The sequence below is a fragment of the Thalassotalea montiporae genome (genome assembly GCF_053485855.1).
The window spans coordinates 489,997-509,801 of sequence record NZ_JBQRUO010000001.1 but is presented as its reverse complement, the minus strand read 5'-3'; the positions used below and the strand labels follow the sequence as shown (position 1 = coordinate 509,801).

19 protein-coding genes are annotated in these 19,805 nt (G+C 43.1%); 12 read left to right on the top strand and 7 right to left on the bottom strand.

Going from position 1 to position 19,805, the window contains the following annotated elements; genetic code table 11:
- Window positions 1-213 precede the first annotated feature (213 nt).
- From ACSLUR_RS02125 to ACSLUR_RS02100, 6 genes are all read left to right on the top strand, one after another.
- On the top strand, window positions 214-1,362 hold the full coding sequence (locus tag ACSLUR_RS02125; RefSeq protein WP_448552965.1) for a methyltransferase: 1,149 nt from the start codon (window positions 214-216) through the stop codon (window positions 1,360-1,362).
- Between the two features lie 10 nt (window positions 1,363-1,372).
- A complete protein-coding gene (locus ACSLUR_RS02120; protein ID WP_448551376.1) occupies window positions 1,373-2,053 on the top strand; it encodes a YajG family lipoprotein in 681 nt (226 codons plus the stop codon).
- 60 nt (window positions 2,054-2,113) lie between these two features.
- Entirely contained in the window at window positions 2,114-2,701 is a 588-nt protein-coding gene (locus tag ACSLUR_RS02115; protein WP_448551374.1) for a peptidylprolyl isomerase, read from the top strand.
- A 482-nt stretch (window positions 2,702-3,183) separates the two neighbouring features.
- Window positions 3,184-3,513 carry a hypothetical protein gene (locus tag ACSLUR_RS02110; RefSeq protein ID WP_448551372.1) on the top strand — a complete coding sequence of 110 codons (330 nt, stop codon included), beginning with the start codon at window positions 3,184-3,186 and terminating at the stop codon, window positions 3,511-3,513.
- Window positions 3,514-3,756: 243 nt separating this feature from the next.
- Window positions 3,757-5,388, top strand: a complete 1,632-nt coding sequence (locus tag ACSLUR_RS02105; protein WP_448551370.1) for an AmpG family muropeptide MFS transporter — start codon at window positions 3,757-3,759, stop codon at window positions 5,386-5,388.
- A 52-nt stretch (window positions 5,389-5,440) separates the two neighbouring features.
- Window positions 5,441-5,611 (top strand): hypothetical protein, encoded by a 171-nt coding sequence (locus ACSLUR_RS02100; RefSeq protein WP_181901508.1) that lies wholly within the window; start codon window positions 5,441-5,443, stop codon window positions 5,609-5,611.
- A 114-nt stretch (window positions 5,612-5,725) separates the two neighbouring features.
- On the opposite strand, the gene ACSLUR_RS02095 is transcribed toward ACSLUR_RS02100, so the two are convergent.
- From ACSLUR_RS02095 to ACSLUR_RS02080, 4 genes are all read right to left on the bottom strand, one after another.
- On the bottom strand, window positions 5,726-6,211 hold the full coding sequence (locus ACSLUR_RS02095; RefSeq protein ID WP_448551368.1) for an LURP-one-related/scramblase family protein: 486 nt from the start codon (window positions 6,209-6,211) through the stop codon (window positions 5,726-5,728).
- A 48-nt stretch (window positions 6,212-6,259) separates the two neighbouring features.
- On the bottom strand, window positions 6,260-6,682 hold the full coding sequence (locus ACSLUR_RS02090; RefSeq protein WP_448551366.1) for a hypothetical protein: 423 nt from the start codon (window positions 6,680-6,682) through the stop codon (window positions 6,260-6,262).
- Between the two features lie 55 nt (window positions 6,683-6,737).
- On the bottom strand, window positions 6,738-7,916 hold the full coding sequence (gene chrA, locus ACSLUR_RS02085; RefSeq protein WP_448551364.1) for a chromate efflux transporter: 1,179 nt from the start codon (window positions 7,914-7,916) through the stop codon (window positions 6,738-6,740).
- Between the two features lie 285 nt (window positions 7,917-8,201).
- Window positions 8,202-8,717 carry a GNAT family N-acetyltransferase gene (locus ACSLUR_RS02080; RefSeq protein ID WP_448551362.1) on the bottom strand — a complete coding sequence of 172 codons (516 nt, stop codon included), beginning with the start codon at window positions 8,715-8,717 and terminating at the stop codon, window positions 8,202-8,204.
- A gap of 173 nt (window positions 8,718-8,890) precedes the next feature.
- Here ACSLUR_RS02080 and ACSLUR_RS02075 point away from each other — a divergent pair, with 173 nt between their 5' ends.
- On the top strand, window positions 8,891-9,844 hold the full coding sequence (locus ACSLUR_RS02075) for a gluzincin family metallopeptidase (protein WP_448551360.1): 954 nt from the start codon (window positions 8,891-8,893) through the stop codon (window positions 9,842-9,844).
- Between the two features lie 277 nt (window positions 9,845-10,121).
- Window positions 10,122-10,271: a hypothetical protein gene (locus tag ACSLUR_RS02070; protein ID WP_181901510.1), complete on the top strand. Its 150-nt coding sequence runs from the start codon at window positions 10,122-10,124 to the stop codon at window positions 10,269-10,271.
- A 226-nt stretch (window positions 10,272-10,497) separates the two neighbouring features.
- Here the strand turns inward: ACSLUR_RS02070 and ACSLUR_RS02065 are convergent, their stop codons facing one another.
- Window positions 10,498-11,514, bottom strand: coding sequence for an extracellular solute-binding protein (locus ACSLUR_RS02065; protein ID WP_448551358.1), 1,017 nt, complete (start codon window positions 11,512-11,514; stop codon window positions 10,498-10,500).
- 196 nt (window positions 11,515-11,710) lie between these two features.
- Here ACSLUR_RS02065 and ACSLUR_RS02060 point away from each other — a divergent pair, with 196 nt between their 5' ends.
- On the top strand, window positions 11,711-14,137 hold the full coding sequence (locus ACSLUR_RS02060; protein WP_448551356.1) for a bifunctional diguanylate cyclase/phosphodiesterase: 2,427 nt from the start codon (window positions 11,711-11,713) through the stop codon (window positions 14,135-14,137).
- A 94-nt stretch (window positions 14,138-14,231) separates the two neighbouring features.
- On the opposite strand, the gene zapE is transcribed toward ACSLUR_RS02060, so the two are convergent.
- A complete protein-coding gene (zapE, locus tag ACSLUR_RS02055; protein ID WP_448551353.1) occupies window positions 14,232-15,347 on the bottom strand; it encodes a cell division protein ZapE in 1,116 nt (371 codons plus the stop codon).
- A 474-nt stretch (window positions 15,348-15,821) separates the two neighbouring features.
- On the opposite strand from zapE, the gene ACSLUR_RS02050 reads away from it, so the two are divergent.
- On the top strand, window positions 15,822-16,277 hold the full coding sequence (locus ACSLUR_RS02050; RefSeq protein ID WP_448551351.1) for a Z-ring associated ZapG family protein: 456 nt from the start codon (window positions 15,822-15,824) through the stop codon (window positions 16,275-16,277).
- Between the two features lie 77 nt (window positions 16,278-16,354).
- Window positions 16,355-17,710 (top strand): Do family serine endopeptidase, encoded by a 1,356-nt coding sequence (locus ACSLUR_RS02045; protein ID WP_448551349.1) that lies wholly within the window; start codon window positions 16,355-16,357, stop codon window positions 17,708-17,710.
- A 108-nt stretch (window positions 17,711-17,818) separates the two neighbouring features.
- Here the strand turns inward: ACSLUR_RS02045 and yjgA are convergent, their stop codons facing one another.
- Complete coding sequence (yjgA, locus tag ACSLUR_RS02040) at window positions 17,819-18,337, bottom strand: ribosome biogenesis factor YjgA (protein ID WP_448551347.1); 519 nt, start codon at window positions 18,335-18,337, stop codon at window positions 17,819-17,821.
- A gap of 118 nt (window positions 18,338-18,455) precedes the next feature.
- Here yjgA and pmbA point away from each other — a divergent pair, with 118 nt between their 5' ends.
- Complete coding sequence (gene pmbA, locus ACSLUR_RS02035; protein ID WP_448551345.1) at window positions 18,456-19,799, top strand: metalloprotease PmbA; 1,344 nt, start codon at window positions 18,456-18,458, stop codon at window positions 19,797-19,799.
- The last annotated feature ends 6 nt before the right edge of the window (window positions 19,800-19,805 follow it).

Here is a 19,805-nt window from a genome sequence, read left to right as displayed (position 1 = left end):
TAATAAACCTCGATAACGTTCAGTTAGTCACTACGATGAGAAAAAGTGCTTAGCACAAGCGCAACAGCACAAAGGCGACAGCACAAACGCAACAATACAGTACATTTTCACTTGGCTGATGGCTCGTGAATTTGCGACAATACTAGCACTTTTGACTAACCCAAACAGCGCAATTGGTTGCTGCTTGCTGCCACGAAATTGTCACTACATATGATGCACAGCCCATTTTTTTTCGACGATAAGCCGCTTCGCTTGTCACGCTTTCCCGTAAAACAAGTCAACCGCAGCCTACAAGCTTGGGACGCCACTGACGAATATTTACTGTCCCATTGCCACGAGCAAAACTTACTGGCAGGCAACAAAACGGTGCTAGTTTTTAACGACAGTTTTGGCGCACTCGCCTGTAACCTTACTGATCATCAAGTCTTTAGCGTCAGTGATTCTTATCTGGCTCAACAAGGCAGCCAATACAACCTAGAAGAAAACGAACTAAACACGAATAATGTTCAGTTGCTAAGCTCGTTAGATGAATTACCAACAAATGTTGATGTTATTCTTTATCGCATTCCTAAAAGTAATGCGCTGTTGAGTTACCAGTTGAGCTTGATAGCAAATACGTATCACGCTAGCACGCCAACCTTTATTGCTGGCGCAAAAGCTAAAGATATTCACAGCTCAACGCTCAAGCTATTCGAAAAGTTTTTAGGTACTACAACCACCTCATTAGCCAAGAAAAAATCTCGACTGGCCTTTGCTCAGCTTGAGAAAACTCACAACACCTTAGCGCATCACGATTGCCAATGGTCGCTAGCACACAATGATCTAGTGATGAATATTCACAATATGGCTGGGGTGTTTTCCCGTGAGAGTTTAGATATCGGTGCACGTTTTTTACTGGAGCATTTACCTGAGGTAAAAGCGAACCAGCAGGTGGTCGATCTTGGCTGTGGTAATGGTGTTTTAGGTTTAACTCTACTGGCTAATCAACCTGCTGCACATATCATTTTTAAAGATGAGTCATTTATGGCGGTTGCAAGCGCCGAGCAAAACATTGCTGAAAACTTGCCGGAGCAGCTTTCACAGTGTCTTTTTAACGCCGACGACTGCCTAACAACAGAAGCAAGCAACAGCGCCGATGTAATTGTTTGCAATCCACCATTTCATCAACAGCATGCCATCACAGACCATATTGCATGGCAGATGTTTAATGATGCAAAGCGCGTATTGAAACCCGGTGGCGAACTGCGCATTATTGGCAATCGACAATTGGCTTACCATATTAAATTACAGCGGGTATTCTCGAACTGCAAAACCATTGCGAGTAATAAAAAATTCGTGGTTCTCTCGAGTATCAAACGTTAAGGAGCAATTAGTGTCTTACTTTTCAGCCATCTCTTCAGTTATTACACATTGCTTTTCTATGAGCAGTTTGCCCAATGCCAAAGCGAGTAAAGCCGCAAAAAATAGCAGTAAAGCGGTAAAAACTAATTCCTATCGCACCATTTTGAGTGTTTCATTTGTTACTTTGCTAAGCGCCTGTGCGACACCACCCTCACAGGTGATTGTCGCGCCACAGATAAGCCAAGCAGCCATGCCTATTTACAGCGGTGACAATATATCGTTAGCTGTAGTTGATTTACGACCAAGTAACCACTTGATTCAAATTTTGCGCCAAGACAAACCTGCTGAATTATTCTCGCCAGCACAGTCGCTATCTGACTCCTTAAGCGCAAGCTTAAGCCAGTATCTCAATGCACAAGGGCTGAGCACGCAAGGTGGCGTAACACAAATGAAAGTGTCGATTGAAAAAGCCTTGGTTAGTGTTCAACAATCGATGGTGAAATACCAAGCCAGTAGTGAAATTCGCCTGCTAGTCAACATCAATAAGGGGGATAAGATCTACAGCCAAGTGTTGACTTCCAAAGGTAACAGCAATGGTCCTATCAAGGCAGATATCGCTGTATTGGAGCGCGACTTAAATCAGCAGCTTGGTAAGGTAATTAGTGAGCTTGCTAACAACCCAGAGCTAATTGCATTTATGCAAAACAACTAACGTAACCAAAAACAACTAATACAAGTAAAACAAGAAACTGATATCAGCCAAGGACTATCGATGAAAAATATATTTCTTGCCACTACTTTGCTACTCATTAGCGCATTTGCTAACGCAAAGAATTTGGCAATTGACCCAGACAACCTCTTCCCGAAAGTAAAGTTGGAAACCAGCAAAGGTGACATTATCGTCGAGCTTGATCGCATCAAAGCCCCTGTCACTGTGGATAACTTTTTAACTTACGTGGTTCAAGGCGATTTCGACAACACGATTTTTCACCGAGTTATCGAAGATTTTATTGTCCAAGGTGGCGGTTATGATAAAGACTTCACGCATTTAAAAACCTTGCCAGATATTGTCAATGAAGCCGGTAACGGGCTAAAAAATGAAGAAGGCACTATCGCTATGGCGAAAGAAAATCGCCCTCATACTGCTAATCGCCAGTTCTTCTTTAATTTAGCAGATAACACCAATTTAGATCCTGGCCGGCAATGGGGCTATGCGGTTTTTGGTAATGTTGTTGAAGGGATGGAAGTTGTGCAAGCAATGGGCAGTTCAGCGACAGAGTACAATGAAGTGATGGGCTGGGACGATGTGCCTGTTGAGCCAATTATGCTTATCAAAGCGACCTTATTACCAGCAGAGTAATTGCATCTCAAAGACAAGCTAACGTAACGGATTAAACGCCAGCTAGCCGGAGCGTTCTAGCATTGCCTAGCTGGTTTATCTGATAATGTTCAGCTGGATACTTACCTCTGTTATTCCTCCTGATCATTTCACCCAGTCGTGCCAATTCACCTTTCTGCTAACCTTTCTGCCAAATATCTTCATCTAGCTACCTAACCTAAGTACCTAACCTTGCTACCCCAACCAAGCACTCTCGCAAATTTGCTTAACCTGTGACAGCACTTGCTGCTTATATTTCCATAATTTTAGCAGGGCTATAAAAAAAGTTCATACCTATCAAACTTTTACATCTGACAAGTGTCAGATTAATATGATAATTTAACCCAATTCTTTGACAACAGCTCAATGTTGGTCAATAACTAAGTTAAATAATAATCATTATCGAGCCGAGAGCTTTTAATGGCTTTTTAAATAAATTTCCATCGTTGGCAAGAGTAACCATCATGATAATTGAGCAGTTTATCAATGAAAAAATAAAGCAAATCAGAGCTTACATTAGCGCCGTGATTGAGCGAACACTTCATTATACTGAGCTCGACAAATTCATTGTCGATACCATGGAAGAGTGGACAACTTATAGTGTCAGTGATGAAACACCGAGCAATGCAAAAGAACGGGTATTCTGGCACTTGGTACATGAAATCAGCTTGCATGGCGCGCAAGCATTAACCACCGATTTGTTTTTTAAAAGTGAAATTAATACCTGCTTAGATTTCTTTGCGGGTAAAGGCAGCTATCCAATCGATTGCATTGGCTGGCGCCCACTGCCCTAGTCTGAAACCTTTAACTCCAAATCTTAGCCACAAACCATAGTTCCGAGCCTTAATTCCGAGCCTTAGTTCCGAGCCTCAGTTCCGAGCCTTAGTTCCGAACCTTAGCTTCATAACTTAGCCTCAAATCTTCGTCCCGAATTTTATCCCTCAATATTAGCCCCAACGCCCAGCGGCCAAATAACTCCTTTTGTCCGCTACCACAGTTTGATAGGCTTAGCGCACTATTAGTTATTCTTGTGTCGTATGCCCGCTCGCTCGCTACTTCAATCTCTGCGCTACTTTAAAGACCGCCGTCTACTTACCGTTTTCTTTTTTGGCATCGCCAGTGGCTTCCCATGGGTGATGATTGGCTCTGCCATGACAGGTTGGCTGAAAGACGAAGGCTTATCTCGCTCTAGCATTGGTTTATTTGGTCTAATTTTTGTTGCCTATAGCATTAACTTTTTGTGGTCACCGCTAGCAGACCGCATCAAAATCCCATTGCTTACGGCTAAGCTTGGTTTGAGGCGAAGCTGGATATTCACCACACAATTACTGATTTGTTTATTTACCTTACAGCTCAGCTCGCTTGATGCCACTAGCCAACTCTCTATGATGGCATTGTTTGGTTTGTGTTTGGCGATTAGTGGTGCGACTCAAGATATTGCCATCGACGCCTATCGGATCGATATTCTCAATCAAGCAAGCGATAACAGTAACGGGTTGATGGCTGCAGGTTCTGCCATGGCAACAGCAGGTTGGTGGACAGGCTACGCCGGCCTTGGCAGCATTCCGTTTATTTTGGCCAGCTCACCTGACTGGCAGTGGTCAGAAGTGTTTATGGTGTTAGCGGTAATGATGGCGGCTTTATCCATTACAGCGCTTGTGGTGCAAGAGCCAACGAGTCAACGTGAGCAAACGCTCAATCAAATTCAGCAAGCCTACCTCACGGTACTGCCCAGCTACAAAAGCCAAAGTGTTGGTATTTTACTACTGCTCCCCTTGATTATGCTGACCATACTTTACGCCAATATTGGCTACCCTCTCTGGCCTGAGTTCATCAATGAGCAATACCAGTTTAGTATCGCCACCTTTAGTGTCATTACCATGATTGCCCTATTTGCCCGTCAGCTGACAAAACTTAATCGTGCGTTAAATTCACGTACAGATGCAGTACTAGCGACTGGGCTTGCGCGCTCAAACGATAGCATTTCAACGCTAACGGCATGGCTACTGGCAACACTAGTGGCGCCAATACAAGAGTTTTTCCAACGTAACGGTGTGCGCTTAGCCTTTTCAATTTTGATGTTTATTTTCCTATTTAAGTTAGGAGAAGCGTACCTTGGCAGAATGTCGATCGTGTTTTATCGAGAAGTCGGCTTTTCCAATGAAGATATTGCTTATTACTCAAAACTGATCAATTGGGGCACAACTATCGTTTTTTCACTGATTGGCAGTGTTTTTACGATTAGATACGGGATTTTAAAAGGGTTATTTATTGGTGGTATCGCCATGTCAGCCAGTAACTTGTTGTTTTCTGTGATGGCGGTAATGGGGCCTGTAAAGTGGCTATTTGCCATGACCGTTTTTGTTGATGGCTTTACCTCAGCATGGGGCTCAGTCGCCTTCGTCGCGCTCTTATCGGTATTGTGTAATAAAAGCTTTACCGCCAGTCAGTATGCCTTGATGGCGTCACTGGGTACCTTTGGCCGTGTAATGCTAGGCTCATACTCGGGCATATTTGTCGACTGGCTAGATGGTAACTGGGCGCTGTTTTTTGTCTTAACTTCGATGATGGTGATCCCGAGTTTGCTGTTCTTGTACAGTATTCGTAAGGCACTAACTGCGTTAATTGAACAAAATGAATCGTCGCAAGACAAGCCTAAAGCAAAGTAGGCAAACACTGGTATTTGCTCTATGATTAGAAAAAAACAAAAGCATTAACTACATGATTAAATTATTTTTTTTGCTGCCTATTTTAATGTGTAGCATTTGGTGGTTGTACTTAAATCAAAAAGGCTACAGCGCGAAAGACGGGTTAAAAGGCTTCGCCTATATTCTTGGGCTAAATGGCCTACTACTCGGTTTTTTATTGGTGATGATGTATATCACTAACTAAATTAAGCCGAACCTATCACTAATCTATTCCAATTTAATGGTCTATTTTAAGCTCTAGGCTAGGCTGATAAATTAGCGCTAGCCTGTCGCCTCGATATTAGCCATGCGTGTAATTTTAGTCGCTATCAAAGGCACCATTGTCATTGTGATTGACTAAATCAATGGTTGCCACGGCAGCCAGCATCAACGGAATGTCTTCCTCATATTTAATATCAATGCCGTAGCTATCACCTAAACTAAACCAGCGTTTTGACACATATGCTATCTGCTCTCCAGCGGCAACAAACTGATATTCATGTGATAACAAATCACCATCAACCACCACTTCTGCTTTAGGGGTCGTTAGTACAAAGCGGCTGGTAAATAATGGCCAAAAACACTTTTTAATTTTACAACGCTCGCCAGTCACCAAGGTAATATAAAACGTTGGCCTCCACGCTATGAGCTTTTGCTTGATTCGCGCGACTTCCGTTTCATTAGGCAACATCAACCTAAGTCCCTTGCGGATGCTAAAAAAGCCACCTTTTGCAATAAATGCTAGCTCGTCATTTTGGTCAAATATTTTAAAGCTATCGCGCAGTGAAAATAGCTTTTGTTTCATGGTATAGCGCACGTGTGACAAACCTCCATGTTGTTTTAAATTCGTTAACTAATTTAAAGATTTAAGCACTAACTTAAGTTCACTCTGCAACTGAGATATGCGTTCATTGATTGTCGCCAGTGCTTGTTCATCGTTTGTGATTTCATCCCAATGGTTCGCCCACGCTTGTTTTAACCGCTCTGCTGCCACTTCCACCTTGGGGTCGATAAGTACGCTTAGTTGCTCAATTAAACCAACCTTGACCCAACCTATGCGTGGTGATCCCGCGACATCGTCTTCATCATAAACCGCAGCAAAAATATTTTGCTCAAGTTCAGCAATGGCAATTATCACCTCAAATGATGCCGTTCGAACCGTAGTATTGTGCTCACTTTGCTCTAATCGCCAAGTGTTGTAGCCAAAACCGAGCACAGCAAAACACAAGCTCACAATTGAAATGGTGTAATAAATTTTTAAACGGTTTTTCGACATAAAAGCGCCCACCAATTATCGTCAAGCCACTATACTTCCGCTCAGCTAGTGCGACTTAAGAAAGCTGCGCTAGCAAAACGCCAAGCCCAGCAAAACTTGCCACTAACACAAGTACTGGAACCTTAAGTCCTCTTAGTAACCATATGCCAATCAAGGCTATCACTCCATCCAACCAACCTGAGATGGCAGAAACTAGCACAGGTTGATAAAGCGCCGCGAGCAACAAGCCAACAACCGCCGCATTAACGCCCGCTAATGCACCGGCAATTTTGGGATTGCTGGCATAAGATTGCCAAACAGGCTGAAATGCTAATACCAACAAGAAGCCTGGTAGAAAAATAGCTAACGTTGCGGCAATAGCGCCGAGCACAGGGGCGTTGTGTAAGATACTCGCGCCCAGATAAGTTGCTAACGTAAACATAGGCCCAGGTACCGCCTGCGCTGCCGCATAGCCGATTAGAAACTCGCTTTGCGAGAGCGTGTCGGCCACTGCTTGCTGAAGTAAAGGCAACACGACATGACCACCACCAAAGACCAAGCTGCCAGCGACATAAAAATCTTTGACTAACTGAACGATTGCACTACCACCAGTTATCAGCACCCCCGCTATGAGCAGCAAAGCAAAAAGCACAAACATCGGCCAATTCAACGTGCGGGACTTTCCGCTATCGTCTAACGCTGGTGTCAAACCGTTAGTGCCGCTCGCGCTAAAACACGCCCGGCCTATCACCGCCGCACACCCTAACAGCACCATTTGCATCGCCGGAAAAGGCGTAAAAATCAAGACACAAGCCGTTATAACTGCTAACACTTGTTGCCACAACTTTTGACAAAAACTCTTTGCCATCGTGGCAATAGCATCGGCAACCACTACCACGGCAAGTAATTTTAATCCGGTGACGACGCCGATAAATGTTTGGCTGCTGGCAAACTCTAAACCAACAAAATACAGCAATAGCATTAATACAACCGACGGCAACGTAAAGGCAACAAAGGCAGTAATGCCCCCCATAATGCCAGCCCGATGACAGCCAATCGCAAAACCAACTTGGCTAGAACCAGGACCCGGTAAAAACTGACTTAACGCCACGATATTGCCAAACTCTTGCTGGCTTAACCATTTGTGCTGTTGAACAAAGGCTTGTTGAAAATAACCAATATGGGCGGCAGGACCACCAAAGCTAGTGCAGCCTAAGGTAAAAAATCGGATAAAGATTTCAACTAATGATGTCATTAAATTTTGTGCTCATTGTGGTTATTAATCATTTAACTAGTTATACCAATCCGCATAAATATATGTTCACTCAGCTTGAGATAAAACGCTTTAATGCAAGGCGCATGTTTGCTCGTCATAGTTACTCTATTTCAAGAACATGCAACACAGCAGTAAAGTGTTTTAGCCAAGCCCTTCGGGAGCTTTTCAGCAGCCCAATCACGGCGGCAAATTTTCTAGATGTAGAGCGACTATATCAGCAAAAATTTTTCTTGTACTTGAACCGCTGAAATAGCTCTGAGTTAATCATACTATTATGCGGATTGGTATGACTTGGCAAGCCATCAGCGACACTGATTTTTCTTTGCCAATAAGTTGTTGCTGGCCAATTTCGATAAAGCCTTGTTGTTGGTGAAATGCGATTGAGGGCGGATTTGCGGGTTTCAAATCAATTTCTGCACACAGCCAATGAAGCTGCTGATTTTGCGCATAGTTTTTTAACGCTTGGTAAATTTGACTAGCAATACCACGGCGGCGATATTGCTCACCAATAACAACGCGGTCTATATACAAAAACTGCTTTAATCGCTGACTAAACCACTGATAATTAACACTGTCGTATGCTTTATTATCTGTAAAGGCAAGTAAGAAAGCCGCCACTTGCTCTTCTACCTCAACAATCCAAAAGAGTTCGGTCATCGTAGTGAGTAATTCAAGTCGTGCTCTATCCATCGGGCTTAACACCGAAACCGATGCTAAATTTAAAGAGAGAACTGCGTCATAGTCTGCAGTGGTTGCACCGCGAATGATTGGCGTTGGCACTAAGCGCCTCCTTAACCTGAGTTTTTGGAAAGTCGAAATATCACAATAAGATCAACAGTAAGTTAAGCCTTCTATGCTGCTCAACATGAAGGTAAAGCAATCTGAGTACAAGACAGAGTCAAGTACAGCCAAAACCAATGTATAAGCAGCAAACGCAGAAATAGTATAAGCATATGAAGAATTTAATAAAAGCAAAGCGCTTGTCGCAGGGGAAGCGAAACAACAATAGTGCGCAGAGCAGCAGCGAGCAGCAAAGTGATTGCCCAGTAGCTAAGTTCGCCAACTATCGTATTAACCGCTTACTGATCACTATTATTGTGATAGCGAGTTTTATTTACGCGCCAACGTCTTTAAACGCAGAGCCTGTGCGCTGGCTAAATGATCACGGTTTCTCATCCAGCCAACAAAAAACAGTAAATAAATGGCTGAAATTTGCGGTAGATGCCACTCAAAAAAGTTTCGGTGTACTGCCGTTTGACACTATCGACTTTCGCGTCAAACACAGTCGCCGCCACTCAGAACCCGTACCATGGGGTCAAGTGAATAGAGTCGACAACTCTATTTTACTGCATATCTCTCCCTACTACGGTTTAACAGCCTTAAAGGATGATTGGACGATTTATCACGAAGTCGCCCACCTTTACTTACCATTTTTAGATGACCACGACACTTGGTTAAGCGAAGGCTTCGCCACCTACATACAGCACATCACTATGATGCAAGCCAATGTATTGACGCAAACGCAGGCTATTTCACGTATAGAAGCTGGATTTGGCCGTGGTCAGGCAAATATGCGCCGAGCTCGCGGCTCGTTGTATCGAGTCAGCGATAATATGCATTACAACCGCGCCTATATGCGCGTTTATTGGAGTGGCGCTGCGTATTTCATTGAAGCGGATCTCGCACTTCATCAGCAGGGCAAAAAGCTAACGACCATAATTGCAGACTATGCGAGCTGCTGCTTAACCATGGATGGCACGGGGAAACAGCTGGTCAAAGATCTCGATAAGCTCAGCAATACGTCGATTTTCTCAGAGTTATATTCGACTTACCGATATCGCCGTGATTTTCCTGTTATTGAGCGTCAAGCACTGACTGAATTACTTACCAGCTATCAAGTTGAGTGAATATCAGTAAATACCTGTAAAAGCCAGTAACAGCGATTAACTAGCATTTATAACCATTAAATTCATCGTAACAAGGTAAAACAAACGACTCATTTCGATATAGAATTTATTATTGCTAAGTGATTAGTATTAAAGAAATAAATTAAAAATCTTTAACTTTTGCGCAGGTCCCGACCAATTCTAGCTTAAAGATTGGTGCAATCTCGTCATGACAAACTGTAAGTAAAAATGTAATATTACAGAATAAGTTTCATATTTTTAGATAGGCGATATTCTCATGGCACACAATGAAGATACAGTATTAGCAAGCATTAAAGAAGAAACTGCACAAGCACAAAAGTCGCTAGCACAGCAATTAGCTGACGCACAGCAAGAAATTGAAGAGCTCAAATTAAAGCTAATGTGGATGGAACGCAGCTACGAATAACAGGCTAACGGTTGTTCAACTACGTTAATCGCCATTAGCACTTTCTGTAAACTTACAGGGCGGTTTTCAGGCTAGGCTCATACGAAGTGTACGGATTGACATTAAGTGTACGAATCCACATTAACGTTTTACGAAAGCTAATAATTCCAGCGAGAAACCATAAGGCTTCAACTTAGCCATATGGTTTGTGTCATAAACACTCTGCTGAGTTAGCTTTTGTCACTTTTTACCAGCCTGTACTGTCGATAATTCGATCTGCTGCGTCTAAATGCTGATATAGCTTAGCAACTGAGCCGATATCAGCTTTAAAATCTCCCCACGATCTCACCAAGTCACTCGCTTGAATATCTTGCCTGATTGGTAATTCATGGTTGATATTTGAGTACATCGTTTGTGCTTGCTCTGTTAATAAGAACTCGATAAACAACTGTGCGTTTTCTTTATTTTTTGCCGCGTTGGTAATAGCTGCGCCACTGATATTAACGTGAGTACCACGGCCTAATTGCTCTGGCCAAATCACACCAAGATTTGCGTAGACTTGGCGGTCCTGCAGTGAAGCACTTTGCGACATTGTGCCAAAGTAGTAGCTGTTTACGATCGCCAAATCACACTTACCTCGATTAACATTACGCAGTTGATCGCGATCGCCACCCGTTGGTCGCATTGCCAAATTATTCACTAAGCCCTTAGTCCACTGCCCTGCCCATTTCTCGCCATACAAGGCAATAAAGCTGGCCAACATGGAGCGGTTGTATGTATGGCTTCCCTTACGAGTACAAATTTTATTGTGCCAAGCTTCGCTGGTTAAATCTTCATAGCGATTAATATCACTAGCATTAACTTTGTCTTTGGCATAAAAAATAGCGCGCGCTCTTATCGACAAGCCATACCAAAAACCTTCAGGATCTCTAAGTTCAGGCGAAATATGTTGTTTCAGATAGTCAGATTCAATCGCTTGCAGCAAGCCAAGTTGCTTAGCCTTTTCCAAACGAACAACATTAGAGGTTAACAATACATCTGCAAAACTATTGTCACCATCTTGTATTAAGCGATTTAGTAGCTTGTCTGCTTTACCACTAACAACGTTTACTTTAATTCCCGTCGATGCTGAGAAGCGCTCTATGATAGGGTTAATTAGCTTTGCTTCACGAAACGAGTACACGTTAACCACAGACGACTCGGCACTATTTGCAGCCACAATAGGTAACATAAAACCAAGTGCTATTTTTGCTATAAACTTCATACAACACGCCCTAACCTCTAACGGAGCTAAACGTAAGCTAAGCGAAACCTAGAGGGCAGCTATCTTACGCGTTAAAATCACCAGTCATATTAATGATAATAATTATCATTTACAAGCAGTATTAACTGACATATGATACACAGGTTGCCATTTTTGGTGCCTCGCCTGTTTTATTAGTTGTAGATTGCTCATTTTCATGTTCGAAAAGTTGATTCGTTATAAAACTGTTGTTCTAACTGCGTTGATTGGCTTGGCCATGGCAATCGGCGCGTTTGGTGTTATTCAACACTATGAGCAACAGCAAATTAAAAACCAATTTCACGCAACCTTTATTGACAAGGTCACGGGCTTATCACAAGCCATTATCGCGATTGAAAAAGTGCTGATTGCGACCCAACAGATGCTTAAAGTTTACCCAGATTTAAATCGGCAACAATTTTCTCAACTGGTCAATGACGAGTTACTCTCCGGCACGGTCATAACAGGTATTGAGTGGGCGCCGAGAATAAAGCAATCTGCCAGCGCTGTTTTTGAATCAAAAATGCGTGAATCAGGCATATTTGATTACCGTATTCACAAGGTGGCGCAAACACAAAGCTGTGAACCAGCTGCCGACCAGACCATACTTCCCGTCGCGTTTACCGAGCCAAGCACTCATCTAGGGCAAGAACTAGGTTTAGACCTCAATTCAGATTGCCAATTACGTACGCAAATTGAAGAAGCCATAGACAAGCAAATTATCAGTTCAAAAACGTTCACAAGTGATCAGGATGAAATTGGTGTGAGAATGTTGCTACAGGTATCCAACAACAGTACTAATGTGGGCATTATTGTCGGCATGGTAATGGTAAACCAATTGGTAGACAGCCTATGGGGTGGTTTAACGCAATCTGAAAACTTGGTCTTAACGATATACGAAAATACCCAACTCAACGACGCGCACAATCAAAAACACAAACTCTACGATTCTCGTTGGCAGCTAAATTGCGAAAATAACATCGCCTGTTTTACGCGGCCTGCTTTAGTCGAAACCACCAATATCCCTTTTGCCAATCAGCAATGGGTCATTGAGTTTAGCCAAATTAAGTTAACTAGTGGTGAAGATTACTTTCCTTATCTTGCTGCAGCACTGGTACTGGTAGCAACAGCGAGTTTAAGTTATTACCTGTTCACGAATATTACCCGTATTCAATGGGCCAACTCGTTAGTCGAAGAAAAGACGGCATCGTTAAAGTTTCAGGCAAGCCACGATTTACTAACGGGGTTGCTTAACAAGAACGCCTTGTATGAATACTTGCAGCAATTGAACAAGACTCATCTGGCGTCTAAGTTTATGCCGTTTAGCGTTTTATTTATTGACTTGGACTACTTCAAAAAAATCAATGATACCCAAGGTCATATGGTCGGTGATTTGCTACTGGAACAAGTTGCCAACAGACTAAAACACAACAGCCGCAGTAACGATTTACTGTTTCGTTTTGGTGGCGATGAGTTTGTTATCGTACTGCAAAATATGTCCTCAGAGCGACGCGCAACGAACATCGCGCAACGCTACCTAAGTGAGCTGCAACAACCGTACAATATTGAAGGGAACACCTACACTATTGGGGCAAGTATCGGCGTAACGGTCATCGATTCCGACGACTTTCATCCTGAAGATATCATCAGAAACGCTGATATTGCGATGTATCAGGCCAAAGAGTCAGGCCGCGGCCAAGCGATTTTTTTCCAGCATAAAATGTTCGATGACATCGTTCACTTGCATCGCTTAGAGTCAGATTTAGACAAAGCGATTTCACAAGATCAATTTGAACTGTATTACCAACCGATATTTAACAATGAACAACAGCTTATCGGTTTTGAAGCCTTGGCTCGTTGGCAACATCCAAGTAGAGGGCTGATTATGCCGCTCGACTTTGTACCTATTATAGAAAAAACCAATAAGATTAAGCCATTTGGCTTACTCGTTGCGCGCAAGGCGATCGCCCAACTTGATAAATTTCGCCACCTTTATGGGGTGGAACAATGCCCAGCGATTAGTATTAATGTCTCCGCCCTGCAAATTGTTGACGATGAAATTGTACAGCTCATTGAGTCACAACTGTCCCATTACGCATTGCCAGCTCATTTGTTAGCAATAGAGCTGACCGAATCGGCATTAATAGAAAATCACACGCTTGTAAAAGCGCGTCTCAAGCAACTTAGCGATCTTGGTATTAAAATATACCTTGATGATTTTGGCACTGGCTATTCATCACTATCGCTACTGCAACACCTGAATATTGATGTGTTAAAAATAGATCGTGCTTTTATCTCAGCATTAGCTGAGCAAACGCCAGAAGCCAAAAACTTAGTGAAAGCCATCATTCATATGGCGCAAGCACTTCATTTGAAAGTGATCGCAGAGGGAATTGAGGATAAGCAAATAATTGCTCAATTGACGGCAATTGGCTGCCATGCCTTTCAAGGCTACTACTATGCTAAGCCACTCCCTGTGGCGCAGTTAGCCAGCTTTATGGCACCGCTGCTTAACCATAAGCGCAATAACAAACGTGTAATCACGAATTCAGTGGCGATAGCTAACGCAAAAGCTATAAATACCGCAATCAAGCATATCGCTTAGCTTGAGCTACTCTACCAGCGCTTATGTGAAAGCCCATTGAGCAAGGTGCTAACGACCAAGTAAGGCATTGGCTACTAAGCACCCTGTTGAGCCATTAAGGCAAGTGCTCACTTGCCAGATAATCATGTGATTGCATTTCCTGTAAACGGCTTAGACAACGTTTAAATTCAAACTCCAAACCACCATGGCTGTATAAGTTATCCATAGCCACCTCGGCCGAAATAATCAGCTTTACTTTGCGCTCGTAAAATTCGTCAACCAAGGCAATAAAGCGACGTGCTGCGTCATCACAATCAACGTTCATTTGCGTTACATTGGCTAGCAACACAGTATGGTATAGTCGGCTCAACTCCATGTAATCGCTTTGACTGCGAGCACTTTCACACAGCTCACTAAATTCAAAATGCACAACCCCATCAGACTCTTCAATGGTGGTCAGCTCGCGATGGTTGATTTCAATGACTCTACCTTTTTCACCCGGTTCAACTGACAACTGCGTGAAGTATTGTGCAAGGTTGCGACTAGCTTGTTCATCTAATGGATGATGATAAATTTCGGCTTGTTCAAGTGTCCGCAGTCGGTAATCAACACCACTATCAACATTAACGACCTCACAGTTTTCATTAATCAGTTTAATTGCCGGTAGAAAACGCGCACGCTGCAAACCATTTCGGTATAGCTCATCGGGGATGATGTTCGACGTTGCCACTAAGGTGACGTTGTGGGCAAAAAGCTCTTCGAATAAAGTCCCTAAAATCATTGCATCGGTAATGTCAGAGACAAAAAACTCATCAAAACAAATAATGCAGGCTTCATCAGCGAAACGCTTAGCAATGATTTTCAGTGGGTCAGATTGCCCAGCTAAGGTTTTCATTTCATCATGCACGCGATGCATAAAGCGATGAAAATGTACGCGCATTTTATTTTCAAACGGCAGGCAATCAAAGAAAGTGTCAACCAAGTAGGTTTTACCACGCCCAACACCGCCCCAAAAATACAGGCCTTTGACATTACTTGGTGCTTGCTTACCAACTACGCGCTTCCAACGATTAAGCACTTTTTTGAAGCCTGTCACAGGTAAAGGTTTGTTTTCTAGGTCATCGAACACACGCTGTAAATGTTTAACAGCATTCTCCTGCGCCGCATCGTATTGAAAGTCGTCACGTGTTAAGTCTTGTTGATATTTTTGCAGCGGCGTCAAATTGATCATGAAGCGTATATTCCAGCTATTACTGTTATCATCTGTATAAGTTTATTGGAGGCTTATTCTAGTGTTAATCAAGCTTCGCGCTTGAAAAACCAAAATTAGCAAACATATTCGCTATATTAGGCCTGCATTAAACGCTATATTTACGTTATACCAATTGAAATAAATACTTAATCATTCAGCGAGAATTAAAAGGCTCATAAGCAAGGCATTGATTGCAGAGAATGGCCCTCTCCTTGTCAAAATCAATAGTGCAGTATTTGAGGCTTTTAAACTCGCCCTTTGGGAGCTTGTCAGCGTCGCGATAATTGCGCCAAATTTATTCGATGTAGAATAACTATATCTGCACAAATTTGGCTAATTCTCCCACCGCTGACAACGCTCTGAATTGATCAATTAATTAATTCAATTGGTATTTATGCTAATGGTTGAATATTCTCACTAATTTTCTGAACGAATACAACGAGGAACCTAGATATGACAGTTGTAACAAGTATCGCGCTTTTGTTAGTTGGCATCGTAATTGGCTTTATTGGCGGTCGCTTTTTATCGGCATCTGCTAAAGAAAACAAAGCACTAGCGGAAAAGGTCACTAAAGGCGAAGCAGCTTTAACCCAATATCAAAACGATGTTGCTGAGCATTTGGATGATTCTGCCAAGTTACTAGAGCAAATGAACGCAACCTGCCAGAAAGCGATGAAACAAATGGAGCAAAGTACTGCTTTATTACAACGCGCTACGCCAACCGAGAGCGAAGCCATGCCATTTTTCTCTCAGGAAACTCAAGAACAGCTCGCACAAACCGTTAAGTTGCGTCATGAGAAGAAGCCTGACTTTAAAGAAGAAACGACAGATGAAGCACCTCGTGACTACTCAAGTAACCCGAGCGGTTTATTTGATGATAAGAAACAAAGTGTTACAAATGCCGAATAAGGTTATTTTGAACTAAGTTAATTACGATTAGTCTGTTAATGGGTCTACTTAATTCTTGTTAAGGAGTTTTTTTAAGTATGAAAAAATTGTCGTTAGTGATCAGCGCCGCATTAATTTCCAGTTCAATTGCGTTATCGTCAAGCCCAGCATTTGCCAATCTACCCCTTGCTGTTGAAGGCCAAACGTTGCCAAGTTTAGCGCCTATGCTTGAGCGCACGACACCAGCGGTGGTTAGCATTTCGGTTAAAGGTACGCATGAAGTAAACCAGCGTGTACCAGATGCTTTCCGATTCTTCTTTGGGAATCCAAGACGTAACCAACAGCCGCAAGAGCGTCCATTCCAAGGGTTGGGCTCTGGCGTCATTATTGATGCAGATGAAGGTTATATCGTTACCAATAACCATGTGGTTGATGAAGCAGATGAAATCTTAGTAACATTAAAAGATGGTCGCCAGCTAGAAGCAAAAAAAATCGGCTCTGACGCCGAAAGCGATATCGCACTGCTACAAGTCAAAGACGATGATTTAACGGAAATTAAAGTATCCGACTCAGATCAATTGCGCGTTGGTGATTTTGCTGTCGCTATTGGTAGCCCGTTTGGTTTAGGCCAAACCGTCACTTCAGGTATTGTCAGTGCATTAGGTCGTAGCGGGTTAAATATCGAAAACTTCGAAGACTTTATCCAAACTGATGCTGCAATTAACAGTGGTAACTCAGGTGGCGCATTGGTCAATTTGCGCGGTGAATTAATTGGTATTAACACCGCAATTCTTGGCCCAAACGGCGGTAACGTCGGTATCGGTTTTGCCATTCCCAGCAACATGATGAATAACTTGGTCAAACAAATTATTGAGTTTGGTGAAGTTCGTCGCGGCGTGCTTGGTGTTGCTGGCCGCAGTGTTAACGGCGAAATTGCCAAGGCAATGGCCTTAGAAACTACCCAAGGTGGCTTTATTGAGCAAGTGGTTGCAGACTCTGCCGCCGCAGAAGCGGGCATTAAAGCCGGTGATGTTATTACCAAAGTTAATGGCAAAATGGTGAAAACCTTTGCTGAGCTACGCGGTAAAATTGGCTCAATTGGCGCAGGTAAAAAAGTGAAATTAACTGTCATTCGTGATGGCAAAGAAAAGCGCTTTACTGTGAAGCTAAAACAAGCTGAATCAGCCAATGTGGAGGCGGCGAGTATTCACCGCATGCTTGATGGCGCCGAGTTAGACAATGCCGCTGATGGCAAAGGCATTGAGATTACTGACGTTGAAGATGGCAGTGCGGCTGAGGCTGTCGGCCTACAAGCTGGTGATGTCATTACAGGGGTTAACCGCAAAGATATTGCTACTATTGCTGAGCTAAGAAACTACCTGAAAGACAACACGGGTGTATTAGCACTGAAAGTTGAACGTGGTAACCGTGCCATGTACTTAATGATTCGCTAACCCAGTAAATCAGTAACATCTAGCTTTTACTGATATTAAAAAAGCGCTGCTTTTGTAAAAAGGCAGCGCTTTTTTGTATCTTGCATTTATTAGAAGAAAGAGTAACAGCTAGCCTTGATAATGGGCTTTGATATAAGCCAACAAATCGCGATGACTCTTACCAGGCTTATTGTTGGCCTGCTCTTTAGACGCTTGGCGAACTAGTTGCCTTAACTTTTGACGTTCCATACCCGCGCACTGCGCCAATAAGTCTTCAACCTCTTGATTACCGCCAGCCAGTAATTCATCGCGCAGCAGTTCAAACTTCTCGTGTTGCTTACTTTGCTGTTGATGCTTATTCGCTAATACGTCCATTTCCGCTTTAAGCACATCAACATCCACCTCTGTCAGCAATTTCGCAACAAAGCGGCTATGACGTTTTAACGCATCCGGTTTATTAAGGATTTTATCAGCCAAAATCATCGCATCTTGCAACTCTTCGTTTAGTGGCAATTTATTGCGCTTCGCTTTAGGCAGACGAATAATGGTCAAGGCTAAATCCTGCAATTTATGCATGTAGCGTTTGACATCGGTTTTACTTACATAATCTTCATCGAATTCGTCGATATCGTGGTCTAAGTGGTGCATAATGATCACAAATCAAAGTCAGTTTCCCGCTATTATACAGCAAATGTACAACAAACACTCTTCGGGCAACGCTTAACTTAGGCGCAACAACTCGCCAGTACCTCATCGGAAGCAAGTAATGAAAGAAGTCGATAGCATTAACACCCAAATTGATCATGTTAAAGGTCGCGTAGAGAACGCGTTAGCACTCGCCCAAAAACTGGGTGCAGACAACGCAGAAGTTGCCTTAAGCCGTCAACAGGGGTTAAGTGTTAACACCCGCATGGGCGAAGTCGAAAATGTCGAATTTACCAATGACGGTGCCCTTGGTATTACGGTATACAAAGATGGACGCAAAGGTAGTGCTTCAACAGCTGATTTATCAGAAGAAGCGTTAAATAATGCCGTTAAGGCGGCTGTCGATATAGCCAAGTACACTTCAGTGGATGACTGTTCAGGTCTAGCAGATAAAGATCGCCTAGCAATGACACCCGTTGAGCTAGATTTATACCACCCGAAAGCGCTCACCACCGAAGAAGCCATCGACATTGCCAAGCAATGTGAAGACGCAGCACTAGCAAGTGATGCACGTATTACTAACTCTGACGGCGCAACACTAGCTAGCTTTGAAGGCTTTAAAGTCTATGGTAACAGCCACGGTCAATTAGTCGGTTATCCAAGTACACGCCACAGCCTAAGTTGTGTCAGTATCGCGTCAGATGGCGACGATATGCAGCGCGACTACGCTTATACGGTTAATCGTGACTTTGCGCAATTAGATGCACCAGAGCTTGTTGGCCAACAAGCAGCGAGCGAAGTTATCTCAAGGCTACATGCCGAGAAAATTAGCACTCAAAAAGTGCCCGTCATGTTTCGTGCTGATATTGCCAATACCATTTTTGGTCATTTTATTGCTGCCATCAGCGGTGGTAATTTGTATCGTAAATCATCTTTCTTGTTAGATGCGTTAGGCCAACCAATTTTCCCAGAGCACCTAACGATCAGTGAACGCCCTCTCCTAACCAAAGCATTAGCGAGTAGTAGTTTTGATGCAGAAGGCGTTGAAACTATTGATCGCGAAATCATTAGCCAAGGACAATTAGAAACCTATCTTTTAACGAGCTATTCAGCGCGTAAGCTTGGCTTACAAACGACGGGTCACGCTGGTGGCATTCACAACTGGCTCGTTACCGCTAACGGTGGTGACTTTGACGCTATGCTGAAACAGCTTGGCACTGGCCTGTTAGTCACCGAACTAATGGGGCAAGGAGTAAATGTAGTCACTGGTGACTACTCGCGCGGTGCCGCAGGCTTTTGGGTTGAGAATGGCAAAATTGCTTACCCTGTGTCAGAAATCACCATCGCTGGTAAACTACAAGATATGTTTAAGGGCATTGTTTCGATTGGCAAAGACACCGATATGCGCGGTAGCATTCGCACGGGTTCGTTATTAATTGAAGAGATGCAAATCGCCGGAAACTAAGCTTCA